12 protein-coding genes are annotated in these 13,910 nt (G+C 74.5%); 6 read left to right on the top strand and 6 right to left on the bottom strand.

The genetic code is table 11. The annotated features are described in order from the left end of the window. Positions 1 to 4 precede the first annotated feature (4 nt). Both MY520_RS01705 and lpdA read left to right on the top strand, forming a co-directional pair. A complete protein-coding gene (locus MY520_RS01705) occupies positions 5 to 610 on the top strand; it encodes a hypothetical protein (protein WP_436689445.1) in 606 nt (201 codons plus the stop codon). Between the two features lie 80 nt (positions 611 to 690). After that, positions 691 to 2,094: a dihydrolipoyl dehydrogenase gene (lpdA, locus tag MY520_RS01710; protein WP_436689447.1), complete on the top strand. Its 1,404-nt coding sequence runs from the start codon at positions 691 to 693 to the stop codon at positions 2,092 to 2,094. Between the two features lie 16 nt (positions 2,095 to 2,110). Here the strand turns inward: lpdA and MY520_RS01715 are convergent, their stop codons facing one another. Continuing rightward, positions 2,111 to 3,355 (bottom strand): cytochrome P450 family protein, encoded by a 1,245-nt coding sequence (locus MY520_RS01715; RefSeq protein ID WP_436689449.1) that lies wholly within the window; start codon positions 3,353 to 3,355, stop codon positions 2,111 to 2,113. Between the two features lie 409 nt (positions 3,356 to 3,764). On the opposite strand from MY520_RS01715, the gene MY520_RS01720 reads away from it, so the two are divergent. After that, a complete protein-coding gene (locus tag MY520_RS01720) occupies positions 3,765 to 4,010 on the top strand; it encodes a hypothetical protein (protein ID WP_436689451.1) in 246 nt (81 codons plus the stop codon). 139 nt (positions 4,011 to 4,149) lie between these two features. On the opposite strand, the gene MY520_RS01725 is transcribed toward MY520_RS01720, so the two are convergent. Together MY520_RS01725 and MY520_RS01730 are read right to left on the bottom strand one after the other, a co-directional pair. Continuing rightward, positions 4,150 to 5,427: a hypothetical protein gene (locus MY520_RS01725; protein WP_436689452.1), complete on the bottom strand. Its 1,278-nt coding sequence runs from the start codon at positions 5,425 to 5,427 to the stop codon at positions 4,150 to 4,152. 228 nt (positions 5,428 to 5,655) lie between these two features. Then, complete coding sequence (locus MY520_RS01730; RefSeq protein ID WP_436689454.1) at positions 5,656 to 6,120, bottom strand: hypothetical protein; 465 nt, start codon at positions 6,118 to 6,120, stop codon at positions 5,656 to 5,658. A 362-nt stretch (positions 6,121 to 6,482) separates the two neighbouring features. Between MY520_RS01730 and MY520_RS01735 the strand changes: the two genes are divergently transcribed. Continuing rightward, complete coding sequence (locus tag MY520_RS01735) at positions 6,483 to 6,971, top strand: hypothetical protein (RefSeq protein WP_436689456.1); 489 nt, start codon at positions 6,483 to 6,485, stop codon at positions 6,969 to 6,971. Positions 6,972 to 7,030: 59 nt separating this feature from the next. On the opposite strand, the gene MY520_RS01740 is transcribed toward MY520_RS01735, so the two are convergent. Next, positions 7,031 to 10,198, bottom strand: a complete 3,168-nt coding sequence (locus MY520_RS01740; RefSeq protein ID WP_436689458.1) for a M14 family zinc carboxypeptidase — start codon at positions 10,196 to 10,198, stop codon at positions 7,031 to 7,033. 176 nt (positions 10,199 to 10,374) lie between these two features. Between MY520_RS01740 and MY520_RS01745 the strand changes: the two genes are divergently transcribed. Beyond that, positions 10,375 to 10,818 carry a nuclear transport factor 2 family protein gene (locus MY520_RS01745; protein ID WP_436689460.1) on the top strand — a complete coding sequence of 148 codons (444 nt, stop codon included), beginning with the start codon at positions 10,375 to 10,377 and terminating at the stop codon, positions 10,816 to 10,818. A 27-nt stretch (positions 10,819 to 10,845) separates the two neighbouring features. Here MY520_RS01745 and MY520_RS01750 read toward each other — a convergent pair whose 3' ends face one another. After that, positions 10,846 to 11,520 (bottom strand): response regulator, encoded by a 675-nt coding sequence (locus MY520_RS01750; protein ID WP_436689462.1) that lies wholly within the window; start codon positions 11,518 to 11,520, stop codon positions 10,846 to 10,848. Then, positions 11,517 to 12,689 (bottom strand): sensor histidine kinase, encoded by a 1,173-nt coding sequence (locus tag MY520_RS01755; protein ID WP_436689464.1) that lies wholly within the window; start codon positions 12,687 to 12,689, stop codon positions 11,517 to 11,519. The genes MY520_RS01750 and MY520_RS01755 overlap by 4 nt, the downstream gene beginning before the upstream one ends. 319 nt (positions 12,690 to 13,008) lie before the next feature. Here MY520_RS01755 and MY520_RS01760 point away from each other — a divergent pair, with 319 nt between their 5' ends. Further along, complete coding sequence (locus MY520_RS01760; RefSeq protein ID WP_436689466.1) at positions 13,009 to 13,818, top strand: hypothetical protein; 810 nt, start codon at positions 13,009 to 13,011, stop codon at positions 13,816 to 13,818. The last annotated feature ends 92 nt before the right edge of the window (positions 13,819 to 13,910 follow it).

A 13,910-nucleotide genomic window follows, 5' to 3' on the forward strand; every position in this document is an offset into this window, starting at 1 on the left:
TGGCATGGACCGCAGCCCATCCGCCGGCGTGGCACCCGGCGAGCGTCCTGCCGGCGGAACACCGCCGGAGCCGACGTACCAGCACGCCCTCGAGGTGGCGCTCGCGCTGGGCCGTGCGGACGGGCGCCTGGCGGTCGACGTCGAGCCGGACGGCGAGCCGGCCGCGGCGGGGCCGGTGTGCCACGGGCTCGACCCGGAGGAGTTCGCCGGCCTCGTCTGGGGTGCCGGAGCGGGGACCGCCCCCACCGGGGTCCTGCTCAACGCCCCGCTCTGGTACGCGCACGGCTTCCGCGAGGCCCTGGCGACCGCCCGCGCCCAGCGGGGGAGCAGCCCGCACCCGACTCCGCCCGGGGTCGGTCCGGGCCCCACCACAGAGAGACAGGAGATCCCGATGACGATGCCCAGCACGTCCGCCGGGCGGCGCGACAGCGACCCCCGCGGAACCCGCCCGGTCATCCCCGTTCCGCGCCCGCCCGCCGACGACGACGTGCCCGAGGAGGCGACGCCGACCGAGCAGTGGGTGACCTACCCGGGCGTCCACTACGCCCTCGAGCGGATCGCGGCGCTCCGGCGGGCGGACACCGCCCCGGACCGCGTGCACCGCGCCTGACCTCCGGCGTGGCGCCGGCCACCGGAGTCCGGCGCCACGCACGGGGCGCAGGATCGCGGCCGCGAACCTAGGCTCCGGGCATGCCTCATTTCGACGTGGTCGTCCTCGGTGCGGGCCCTGGGGGATACGTGGCGGCGATCCGGGCTGCACAGCTCGGGAAGAGCGTTGCCGTCGTCGAGGAGAAGTACTGGGGCGGGGTGTGCCTGAACGTCGGCTGCATCCCGTCCAAGGCGCTGCTGCGCAACGCCGAGCTCGCCCACCTGGTGACGACGGAGGCGAAGACCTTCGGGATCAACGGTGAGGTCTCCTTCGACTTCGGCGCCGCCTACGACCGGAGCCGCGTGGTGGCCGACGGCCGGGTCAAGGGCGTGCACTTCCTGATGAAGAAGAACAAGATCACCGAGTTCGACGGCTGGGGGACCTTCACCGACCCGCACAGCCTGCACGTGGCCCTGACCCAGGGCGGCTTCGAGAACGTCACCTTCGACAACGTCATCCTGGCGCCCGGCGCGGCCACCCGGCTGCTCCCGGGCACCTCGCTGTCGGAGCGGGTGGTCACGTACGAGGAGCAGATCATGACGCGGGACCTCCCGCGGAGCCTGATCATCGCCGGCGCGGGGGCCATCGGCGTCGAGTTCGCCTACGTCATGGCCAACTACGGCGTGAAGGTCACCATCGTCGAGTTCCTCGACCGGGTGCTGCCGCTGGAGGACGAAGAGGTCTCCAAGGAGCTCGCCAAGCGCTACCGCAAGCTGGGCGTCGAGGTCCTGACCTCCACGAAGGTCGAGCGGATCGAGGACTCGGGGGACACCGTCACCGTCACCGTCTCCGACGCCAAGGGCACCCGGGACCTGCAGGCGGACAAGGTCATGCAGGCGATCGGGTTCCGGCCGCGAGTGGACGGCTACGGCCTGGAGAAGCTGGGTGTGGACGTGACCGATCGCGGTGCCATCGCGATCGACGACCACATGCGCACCAACGTCCCCCACGCCTACGCGATCGGCGACGTCACGGCCAAGCTGATGCTGGCGCACGTGGCCGAGGCCCAGGGGGTCGTCGCGGCCGAGACCATCGCGGGCGCGGAGACCCAGGAGCTGGACTACGTGATGATGCCGCGGGCCACGTTCTGCCAGCCGCAGGTGGCCAGCTTCGGCTGGACCGAGGCCCAGGCGCGGGAACTGGCCGACCAGAACGGCTGGAAGGTGACGGTCGCCAAGTTCCCCTTCACCGCGAACGGCAAGGCCCAGGGCCTGGCCGACCCCGGTGGCTTCGTCAAGCTCATCGCCGACGAGACCTACGGCGAGCTGCTCGGCGGCCACCTGATCGGCCCCGAGGTGACCGAGCTGCTGCCCGAGCTGACGCTCGCGCAGAAGTGGGACCTGACCGCCACGGAGCTCGCGCGCAACGTGCACGCCCACCCGACGCTCAGCGAGGCTCTGCAGGAGGCGTTCCACGGCCTGACCGGCCACATGATCAACCTCTGAGGTCCGCCCGCGGAGGTCAGCCCCGGAGTCGCACCGGCAGCCGGGTCAGCCCGCGCATCAGGATGCTGGTGCGCCAGCTCAGCTCGTCCGGCCCGGCGGCCAGCGCCAGGTCGGGGAACCGGGCGAGCAGCGTCCGGAACGCGACGTCACCCTCCAGCCGGGCCAGGGGTGCGCCGAGGCAGTGGTGCAGCCCGAAGCCGAAGGCCAGGTGACCGGTCGTGTCGCGGTGCGGGTCGAGGTCGTCGGCGGCCGGGAACCGGTCGGGGTCGCGGTCGGCGGACGCCAGGGCGACCAGCACCACCTCGTCGGCCGGGATGGTGCACCCGCCGATCTCCACCGGCTCGGTGGTGTGGCGGAAGGTGGCCAGGTTGACGGGGCCGTCGAAGCGGAGGAACTCCTCCACCGCGCGCGGGACCAGGTCGGGGTCGGCGCGCAGCTCGGCGAGCCGGTCGGGAGCCCGGAGCAGGGCGAGCACGCCGTTGCCGATCAGGTTGACCGTCGTCTCGTGACCGGCCACCAGCAGCAGGAACGCCATCGACACCGTCTCGTCGGCCGAGAGCCGGTCGGCGTCGTCCGAGGCGGCGACGATCGCCGACAGCATGTCGTCGGCCGGCCGCGCCCGCTTCTCCGCCACCAGGCCACCGAGGTACTGCGCGATGGCCAGACCCGCGGCGGTGCGGTCGGCGCCGGTGCCGTCGGAGGACAGCAGGGTGTTGGACCACCGGCGGAACGTCGTCCGTTCGGTGTCGGGCACCCCGAGCAGGTCGCAGATGACGCTCATGGGCAGCGGGAAGGCGAAGGCGTCAAGCAGGTCGACCTCCGGCGGCCCGGCGGCCATCCGGTCGGCGAGGTCGGCGGCGAGCGCCTCGATGCGCGGTCGCATCCCGGCGATCGCGCGCATCGTGAAGGCCCGGCTCACCAGCTTCCGCAGCCGGGTGTGGTCCGGCGGGTCGGAGCTGAGCATGTGCCGGCCGAGCTCCTGGGCGAACACGGCGCGGCGCTCCGGTGGCACGGGGTGCCGGTCCAGCACCCTGGCGAAGCCGGTGGCGTCCTTGGCCAGGCGCGGGTCGTTGAGCGCCCGCCGCGCGTCGTCGTAGCGGGTCACGATCCAGACCGGGAGGCCCACCGGCGTGCGCGCCCGCGCGACCGGGCCCTCGGCGCGGAGCCGGGCGTAGAGGGCGTACGGATCGGCGAAGAAGGCCGCGTCCAGTTCCACCACGTCGTCGGCGGTCCGGACGGCGCCTGATCGAGCGTCTCCCATCGCCCGAGGCTCCTCGGGGGTGGGGATCGGCACAACCCCCGCCGCGCCGGCCCCGCGCAGCGGCCACGACCGGTCAGAGTCCAACGGCTCTGGTCGCGTCAGGTCGGGAGAGCCATCGTTCCGAAAACGCACCGTCTCGCGCGCGCTGCACGGAGGAACGTCTCGTCCGGCGACGTGGGATCGGTGGGGGAGCGCCGGCTCTGCACCGGTCAGCGCGTCGCGCAGGGCTCGCCGCGGCGGTCGCCCGGGTACCTCGCCCCGGCGGTCGCCCGGGGTACCTCGCCCCGAGGTCGACCCCCAGGCCGTCGAGACTCGCCCCCCGGGCGCCCGCGACCCGCCGACCCGGGCACCGGACCGGCCGCGCTGCCGGCCGACATCCTCCGACCGACGATGCGGATCGGGAAACACCATGGCTCGCTCCACTCCTGCACGTCGTCGCGGCGTCGTCGTCGCGACAGCCCTGCTCCTCCTCGGACTTCCGCCCGCGGCGGCCGCCCACCCCGACGGTCCGCGCGGCTCACGCGACCCGGGGGTGGTCCTCGCCTGGAACGCGATCGCCTGGCGCACCATCGGTGTCGAGGGCCAGAAGGCCGCGCCGGTGGCGCAGTTCTACCTCGGCCTCGTGTCGACGGCCGTCTACACAACGCGGTCGTGACGGTCGAGGGCGACGGCGAACCGACGCTCGACCAGCCGCGCGTCGGCTGAACGACGGGCGGCACCTCGGCCGCGGGGTGGCCGAGCACGTCGTCGACGGCTGGTTCTCGTCCACACACGGAGGACACGACTGAGACGGGTCAGCCGGCGTCCAGCAGCCCCAGCCGCTCCAGCACCCCGACCAGGTACAGCCGCCGGGGCCGGATCAACCCGGGCACGTTGCACCACCCGGAGCCGGCCACCTCCGCCATCCGGCCGAGCGCGCGGTCGACCGCGGCTCGTGCGTCCTCCGGCAGCTGCGCGTAGACCTCGACGAGCTGCGCGCCGGTCAGCTCCGGCAGCCGGCGCGCGCCGGTCACCGCAGCGACCGCATCGTCCACGGGGCCCACGACGGCGGCCGGCGGCAGGGGCACCGGTGCGGTCACCGGCGGGGGAGCGGCGTCCGCCGCCCGGGGCCGCTGCGCCGCAGGACCCCCGCCCGCGAGCAGTCTGCGCAGGTAGGCACCGGGGTTCTTGATCTCGGAGAACCGCGCGGAGATCTCCCGCAGGGCGGCGTCGAGCACGTCCGGGTCGGCGGTCCGGACTACGGACTCGGCGTCGAACACGCCCCACTGCCCGAGGAGGGCGACCACCTCGGCCATCGGCAGCCCGGCGACGGCGGTCGCTGCCGGCGGCATCGCCGGACGGGACCCGTCGAGCGCAGACCCGGTCGACGGCGGCGTCAGCCGCGCGTCGGCGGACGCGAGGGATGAATGATCGTCATTCATCCCATCCTCATGACGGTGACTGCGGACGCCGGTGTCGGAGAACCTGTCACCGGTGCGACCTGCGGGTTCCAGCCCGACGTCAGGTTCGCTGACACCGGTCGGCCCGATGTCAGCTTTCCCGACACCGGCTGTCGGGACACCGGTGTCAGCTCCCGTGACGACGGTGGAGGGGTCACCCAGCGGGCGGTCACTGTGCGTGAGGGTCTGCCGGCGTTCGACCGCGCGGTACAGCTCGGGGCAGAGCACGTACCGGCCGCGGCCGAACCGGTCGGGACGCCCGCCCACGCCGCGGGCCTGCTGGCGGTCGAGGAAGCCGGCCTGCTCCAGCTGGGTGACCAGCTCGCCGGCCTTCTGCCGGCTGCAGCCCAGCTGCTCGGCGAGCTTCGTGGCGTTGGTGTCGACGACGAGCCGGAAGCCGTCGTCGCCGGCCATGCAGATCAGGGTGAACAGCGCCGAGAACAACCGGACACCCAGCGCCTTCTGCAGCTGCAGGGCGGCCTCGGGCATGACGGTCACCTTCAGCCCGCCACCGGGAGCGAGCCCGTCTGTGGTGTAGGCCGCGATGGTCTTGGTGACCTCGAAGACGAGCGACGGCCGGGCGACCGTCGGCGTGCTGTCCCCCGGGCGCGGGGGAGCGGAGTGGGGCGTCATTGGCGTCTTTCCGGGCGCAGGGCGCACGTCACCGCGGGAGCGGACACGTGCGTCCTGAAGGAACAACGAAGACATCCCGGACGGACCACTGCTAGCCTCGTGGTGTCGACTCCGCAGGCTCTCAGAGTCCGTCGGGCGTGCGTGGCATCAGCTTGGGGCTGGTGCCACGTCTCGTTTCTGGAGGGATGTCAGCTCACGACGTCCCTCTCGGGACGACGGCGGCCCGCATCACGCGGCGTCGGTGACGACGTCCGGCACGGTCAGCGTGGTCACCAGCAGCGAGGCGACCGGCTCCGGGTAGTCGCGCAGGTACTCCACCAGGCCGCTCGGGTCGTCGAGGAGCTCGACGTCGCCGTCCCGGTCGATGACGACCAGACCGTTCCAGCCGGGCCGCAGCCGCTTGCGCTTGAGCCGCAGTGCGTCGCTGAGCCGGCGCAGCTGCTCGCCGCGGACACCGAGCCGGTGCGCGGCCATCGCGAAGCGGCCGACGGCCAGGTCGCTGGTCGAGTACAGGACCGGTCGGGTGTCCCCGCGGCTGCGGCGCTGCTCGGCGCCGAGGACGCCGGCGCGCTCGAAGGTGTCCAGCTCGGTCGCCGTCAGCCCGAGGTCGGTCTCGACCTGTGCGCGGGTGTAGAAGCCCGGCTCACGGGAGGTGCGGCGGGCCCGGGTGGGGGCCGTGGTGCTGGTCGCCAAGGGACCTCCTCGACTCGCGTTGATCATTCCCCCGCATCCTGGCACGGGCCGCGGGGCAGCCCGGCGCGACTCGCGGGGCCCGTCCCGGTAGTTCACCGGTGCCGGTCGGCTCTCGTCCCACTCGGGGGGTTCACCCCGGAAGCCGTCCGCACACGCGCGGCTGCTCGGGGGAGGATGTCCCCGAGTTGCGCAACGAAGGGGAGTATTACGCAAGGGTGTCGGAGGGCGATCGACCCCAGTTACGCAAAGAGGCGAGTGCTGGTCCATTGCGTAAACGCTGTGGGGTTGGCTGTGCCGCGTTGATCCCGGTACGGCTCTGCGGAAGACTGTTGCGCAACAGTGGACGAGGGGGTTTGCGCACCATGACCGATCCGCCGGCCGATGACGGGGCGGCCGTCGGCGGCGACGGGGACTTCCTGACGGTCGAGCAGATGGCCCAGCTCCGCCGGGTCACCCCTGCCGCCATCCGGGCGCAGCTGCGGGCCGGCACCCTCGCCGGGCACCAGGTGCTCCAGGGACAGCGGACGGTCTGGCGGATCCCGGCGGGCGCGGCCCGGCGCTCCCCGGAGACGTCGGGAGGATCCCCGCCCCGCACTCCGCGGGATCCGGAGGCGGCGCGCTCCTCCGCGCCGGCGACCCCGTCCGTTCCGCAGCCGGTGCCGTCGGCGCCCGGGCGGGAGGCTCCCACCGCGCCGGCCGCGGTGCCGTCCGCTCCGGTGCCGTCCGCCCGGCTCGAGGCCCTCGAGTCCGAGGTGCGCCGGCTGCGACGGCAGCTGTCGGCGCTGGCCGAGGCGCACCGCCGGCTGCTCGACGCCCTGACCGCCGACCTGCATCGCGAGGCTCCCGGCTGATCGGTGCCGCGGTGCGCGCACGCGTCCCTGGTCCGCCTCCGCGGGGGCGGCGGGCCGGCTCAGCGCGCCACGGGCGGTGTCGCGTCGGTCAGGTGCTGCACGATCCCCCCGAGCAGGGTCACCCGGTCCGCGGCGGGCACCTGCTCGATGCCGAACCCGAGCAGTACGGTGTCGTCGGTGGTGATCGCCGCCCCCACCTGTGACTGCGCTCGCTGGAAGTCGTCGGCGTTCCCCGGGCTGCCCGCCGGGGCGCCGGGTGTTGCCCACGGCCCGAGGCCGGTCTCGAAGGCCTCCGGCTCGACCTCCGTGCCGCCGATCGTCACCCGCGTGCGGTCCACGAACACCCCGGCTCCGCCGATGAACGGGTCGGTGACGTAGCTGATCGCCACCTCGACCTGCCCGCCGGCGTAGGCGGAGAGGTCGAAGCGGACCTCCTGCCAGCCCGCGGAGGTGCCGGTGATCCGGTTCCACGCGCCCGTGGTCCCGGTCGGCGTGCAGGGAGCGCCGCCCGTGAGGTAGTGGCCGAGGAACGGGTGCAGCTCGAGCAGGGCCCCGGACTCGCACTCCGCCGGCGGAGTGGTGTCGCTCCGCCCGCCGGCCTCCGGCAGCGTCGTCCAGGCGTCGGTGCCGACGGGGTGGGCCTCGACGATGACGTTGTCGTAGCCGGCCTCGACGTCGTGGGACAGCGCGAACTCCAGCGCCGGCGCCTGCGCGGCGGTGACCCCGGTGAGGTCGACCGTGCGGCTGAGCCGCATGTAGGCGCCGTCGGCGTGCGCCGCGGCGGCGAACCAGCTGCCCTCGAACGTCTCCAGGTTGCTCGGCGACCCGCCCCGGTACAGGGCCGACACGGCGCTCGCGAACTGGGGGAAGCGCGCCACGGGGAGGACGGCGCTGGTCGGCAGGAACGTCCCGGCCTCGTCGACGGCGTTGGTCGGCGTGCCGGGCACCGTCGTGCTCGTGCCGGTGATCGGCACCCCGGTCGCCTCCACGGTCTGCGGCGCCGCCCGCGGCGACCGGGTGTAGGCGCCCAGGTAGTACTGCGCGAAGTCGTCGGCGAGCAGCAGGCAGTCGCTGAACGGATCGCCGGTCACCACGCAGTCCTGCTCCGGCGCGCCGTCCAGGCCGTAGTAGATGCCGCCGATCGCCGTGCCCAGCGTGCCGTGGTACGCGGCCGTCTCACCGGTGAGCGCGAGGGTGCCGCCACCGTTGAGGTAGTCCCGGACGGCGAGGGTCAGGAACTGCTGGCGCTCGGCGACCGCCGCGTCCTCCAGTTCCTCCCCCAGGACCACGGTCACGACGTCCTCGGCGTCCTGGGTCAGCCGGTTGTCGCCGAGGTACCAGACGACGCTGTCGAAGTGGCCGAGCACCCCGAGGTCGTGCGGCACGCCCTGGGCCGAGACGTCCCACACGGCCGAGCTCGTGCCGGCCGCCGTCAGCGCGTCGACGTGCTGCTGGGCGTACCGGGGGGCGGTGACCGCACCCGGGGTGCCGGGGTTGTAGCCCTCGTAGTCCTCGTTGGCCAGCACGAGCACCTCCCCGCCCTCCCGGGCCACGGTGTAGGTGAACCGCTCGCTGCTCACCGGACCGCCGTCGGGCCGCACGCCGGTGAACCACACCTCCACCGTGTCGCCCGTTCGGGCACCGGTGACCTCGCCGCGGAACTCGGCGTAGTAGACGTCGCCCTCGTCGCCGTAGCGCTCGCCACCCTCCCACTCCTGCACGGGAGCGCGTTGCTCGGCGCCGCCGGAGACGCGGTACCGCAGGTCGAGCGTGCGCAGGTCGCGCCGGGCGGTGACGGCGACCGTCTGGGGGCTGCCGTAGGAGACGGTGAACGGGTCGAGGACGAAGTCCGGCACCGTGCGGCCCACGACCGAGACGGGGTGGGACGGGTCCTGCGCCGACCGGGCGACCGCGAGCGCGAAGGGCAGGTTCTTGGCGAACTCCGCCTGCACCAGCGGCTCGGAGTCGGGGAACTCGAAGACGCTGGCGCAGGCGTCGGGCTCGAAGGGGTCCGCCGGGTCGGCGCCGCTGGCCGTCTGGCAGGTCGACATCTCCGGCGTGAACGCCAGCGTGCCGTAGACCTGCTGGGCGTGCTCGGTGGTCTCGCCGTTGGTGGTGTAGAGCTCGGCCGAGATGTCCGGGTCGTAGCCGGCGACCGCGGGGTTCGCGTCGTCCCCGGCCATGGCCTCGTAGAGCACGTCGTCCGGCGTGGGGGTGGCCACCTGCCAGCCGGTGCCGTAGAGCAGGAGTTCCGCCGCGGAGTGGTAGTTGACGAGGAACTCGAAGCCGATCCGGCGCATGAGGCCGTCCAGGGCCTGGGTCTCCGGTTCGGATGCCGGGGCCGGACCGCGGAAGGTCTCGCTCTCCGGCGCCGAGGAGGAGCCCTCCTCGTCGTAGCCGAACCGGGTCGCGAAGTTGCGGTTGAGGTCGACGCCGTCCACCCCGGTGATCGCGCCGTCGCCGTCGTTGTCCCGCAGGTTCTTCCGCCACAGCCGGTCGGTGGTGAAGGTGTGGTCGTAGCCGTCCGGGTTCAGCACCGGGACGAACCACAGCTCGGTGCGGTCGAGCACACCGCGGATCTCCGGGTCGCTGCCGGATGCGTCCAGCACGTGGCGCATGAGCCGTCGGGTCATCTCCGGGGTGATCCACTCGCGGGCGTGCTGCGCCGAGGCGTAGAGCACGGCGGGGCGCTGCCCGTCGGGCACCAGCCCGGCGTCCGCCGTCACCTTGAACGCGAGGATCTCCTGGCCGTTGACCGACCGGCCGATGACGACCTGCTCCACCAGGTCGGGGTGCGCGGCCGCCAGCGCGACGAACTCCTCCCGGAGCCCGCCCGCCCCGCTCCACGGGCGGAACACGCCGGTCGCGGCCGCGGCCCGGGCGGCCGCGGCGCGCGCCTGCAACGGGACCCCCTGCGCGATCAGCGTGGCCGCCGCGCGCCGGCCCAGCACGATCTCCACCCGCATCGAGCCGGGTGCCGAGCCGGGGGCGGTCAGCACCTCGCGGCGCTCGACGCCGCTGGCCATCACGAGGGCGAGCTGGTCGGCCGTCAGCTCGGCCGTGTAGGCGGCCGGGCCTGCGTGGCCGGCCGAGGGCGCGGCGGTCGCCGCGGGCGCGGTACCGGCCAGCAGGCTCAGGGCCAGCAGCACGACCGGGACGAGTGCGGGCACCGGCCCGCGGGGAGCGCGCTCGCGTGTACGCACCGTGCCGACCGTGAAGAGCGCCATGTCGACCGTCCAGAGCGGAAAGGCGGGAGAGGCGGGGAAGGCGACACAGCGTCCTCGCCTCGCGCTCGCGCCACAAGGCGACAGCGGGCACTCCCGGCGTGGCGACTCGCCGGCGGGGGCGCCGTGACGTTCCGGTGACGCCGCCGCCCTAGCGTCCGGAGGAGTCGGAGGGGGGAGTGGCAGTGGAGCAGGACGCCCGGCAGGCGATCGTCCGCCGCTTCTTCGAGGAGGGCTGGAACGCCGCGGACGCGGCGGCGGTCAGCGACATCATCGACGAGGGCTACGTCTCCAACGACGGCCTGTTCTTCTCGACCGACACCGACGTGGTGGGCGGGCTGGAGCGGCTCAGCGGCGCCGACGCGTTCGCGGAGCACATCCGCCAGTACCAGGCCCTCTACGACGGCCTCCGCTTCACCGTCCGGCGGATGGTCGCCGACGCCGGTGCGGTCATCACCGTGTGGGAGCCGAGCGGCACCACGAGGGACAAGACCTTCACCGACCGCGGCGGCAACGAGCGGCCGTACCGGCTGGAGGGCGAAGGCGTCAGCATCACCGAGGTCGTCGACGGGAAGATCACCCGGCACGACCTCTTCTGGAAGCGGGACCCGCTCTTCCCGTGACCGGGCCACCGCCGCCGGCGCCCGTCGCTAGCGCCGCTGGTCGTCGCCCGCCGAGGGGTCGACGAAGCCGGTCCGGTAGGCCCACACGACCGCCTGGGTGCGGTCACGGACGCCGAGCTTGGCCAGGATGCTCTTGACGTGCGTCTTGACCGTCTCCGGCGAGAGCCAGACCCGGCCGGCGATCTCGGCGTTGGACAGGCCGTCGGCGATGGCGCGGAGGATGTCGGCCTCGCGCTCGGTGAGGTGCGCGGCCAGCTGGAGCCGCTCCCGGTCGGGTGCCCGCCGGCCGGCGTAGGCGGCCAGGAGCCGGCGGGTGACGGCCGGCGCGACCAGTGCGTCCCCGGCGGCGACGGTCCGGATGCCGTCGATGAGCTGCTCCGGTGTGGCCCGCTTCAGGAGGAAGCCGTCGGCCCCCGCCTCCAGGGCGTCGTCGACCACGTCGTCCAGGTCGAACGTGGTGAGGACGAGCACCCTCGGCCGCCGTGGCCAGGAGGCGATCTCCCGGGTGGCCTGGACGCCGTCCACCCGCGGCATCCGGACGTCCATGAGGACCACGTCGGGGTGCAGCGTGCGGGCGCGCTCCACGGCCTCCCGCCCGTCGGCCGCCTCGCCGACGACCGTGATGTCCTCCTCGGCGTCGAGCAGGGCGCGCAGCCCGCTGCGGACGAGGACGTCGTCGTCGGCGAGCAGGACGCCGATCACGGGGCCACCGCCGCGCCGACGGGCAGCACCGCGCGCACCCGGAACCCGCCGTCCACCGGCGCGGCCTCCAGCTCGCCGCCCTCGAGCCGGGCCCGCTCGCGCATGTTGACCAGCCCGTGCCCCGGTACCGGAGCGGGGAGCGGCGGGCACTCGTTGAGGACCTCGAGCAGGAGCTGGGAACCGCTCCGCCGCAGCTCGATCCGGATCCGGCCGGACGGCGTGTGGCGGACGGCGTTGGTCAGGGCCTCCTGGGCGATCCGGTAGACCGCCCGGGCGGCTCCGGCCGGTACCTCGACCTCGTTGGTCCGCAGCTCCACCTGACGGCCGGTCGCCCGGATCCGCTCGGCCATCTCCTCCAGGTCGGCCAGCGTCGGCGCGAACGGCTCCGCCGTCCCGCCCCGGTCGGGCTGGAGCACCCGGAGCAGCCGGTTCAGCTCGTCGAGCGCCGCCCGCCCCGCCGTCTCGATGGATCCCAGCGCCTCGTGCGCGTAGGCCGGGTTGTCCGCGAACACCCGCCGTCCGACGCCGGCCTGCAGGACCATCACGTTGACCGTGTGCCCGAGCGAGTCGTGCAGCTCGCGGGCCAGCCGGCCGCGTTCCTGCGCGAGGAGGCGCTCGGCCTCCAGCGCCTGTCTCCGGCTCTCGGCCGCGTGGGCGGCCTCGGCGGCCACCGCGCGCGTCTGCCGGCTGGCGAGGGCTCCGGCGAGCGTGGCCACGAGGAAGCTGACCATGATCGAGGGCAGCGCGCTCACCGGGTCGCCGTGGTCGAAGGCCACGTAGCCGGCGACGCCCAGCGCCGCGAGGGCGGTGGCCGCCGCCCGGAGCCGGCGCCCGCCGACCACGAAGCAGCTGAACAGGGCGAACCAGGCCGGCCAGGCGAGGAAGTCGATCGGTGAGCCGGCGGCCGCCGTCGCCACGATGGCCAGGCTGGCCCCGGCCTGCGCCACCAGCGGCGCCGTCTGGCGCCAGATCAGCGCCAGCGGCCCGGCGGCGGCGACGACGAGCGTGACCGCGTCCGTCGGCTCGTAGGGAGGCCCGGCAGGCATCGCGAGGACCAGGCCGACCGAGACGACGGCCATGGCGACGGCGAGCACCGCGTCCCCGCGGGTGCCGCTCCAGGGCCGGCGCGCACGCGGCGGGGCCGCGATCGGGGTCGTCGACGTCGACACCTCCCATCGTGTCCCCGCGGGCGGCGGAAGGCGACACCCCTGGGAGTCGGCCGGGGTCCCTCGCGCGAGGGAGGCGACGGGCCGGCGCGGGGTGCCGGCGGTTCCGGACGGACCACTCGCGCGGGGCCCCCGATCGCTCCGTCCGAGGCTCGTGGCGGGCCGCGCCGGCGGAGAGGGTGGTCCTGCACGACCCCGGCACAGGAACCTCCAGCCGGCTCACCCCCTGCGCCCGCTCGAGCGCTCCGACCGGGAGGGCCGAAGTGGCCACTTCGGCCCTCCCGGCGCTCCTCGACCCGTCGATCCCCACTGGAGGGACGCCATGACCATCGACCCCGCACCCGAGTGGCCGACCGCGCAGGCCTGGCCCGCGCCCCCCGGCTGGCCGGCGCCGTCCCGCCGGACCACCCGCACCCGGCGGGTCGCCGCCGGCCTCGCGGGCGCCCTGCTGCTCCTGCCCGGCCTCGGGCTGCTCGCCGGCGGAGGGACCCTGCTGTGGGCCCACTCGCTGGACCGGTCGGACGGCTTCGTCGTCTCGCCGCGGGACGGCTTCACGTCCGCGGGCCACGCGCTGGTGAGCGACCGCATCGACCTCGCCGCCGCGCCCGACTGGCTGCCCCTGCCCGACAGCCTGGGCACCGCCCGGCTCGAGGTGACCGGCACCGGAGCGGGCGAGGTGTTCGTGGGCGTCGCCGCGGCCACCGACGTGGCGGAGTACCTCGACGGCGTCCAGCGGACCGTCGTCGACGGCCTCGGCTTCGACGGGCCGGCGAGCCGCAGCGACGCGCTGCCCGGCGGCGCGCCGGCGGCGCTCCCCGGCGACCAGGACTTCTGGATCGCGGCGGCTGCCGGTGCGGGCACCCAGGAGGTCACCTGGGAGCCGGCGGACGGCGAGTGGGCCTTCGTGGTGATGAACGCCGACGGCTCGGCGGGGGTGGACGTCGAGGCCCGGATCGGTGCCGAGGCACCCGCGCTCGGCGGCGTCGGCTGGGCCGCGCTGGTCGTCGGCTCGGTGCTGACCGTCCCCGCCGCGCGCCTGCTGGTCCGGGCGTCCCGGCGGCCGGAGGACCCGACGGTGCAGTACCGGCAGCCGCAGTGGTACTGGTCCACGCCCCGGGCGCCGGTCTCCTGACGCACCTCCGCAGTCGACGGGCCCCCCACGGCGACCGTGCCGTGGGGGGCCACCCGTGCCCGAGGGGGACGATGTGCCCTGGGCTGCTCGGG

It is taken from the genome of Geodermatophilus sp. CPCC 205506, assembly GCF_051383635.1.
Lineage (GTDB): Bacteria > Actinomycetota > Actinomycetes > Mycobacteriales > Geodermatophilaceae > Geodermatophilus.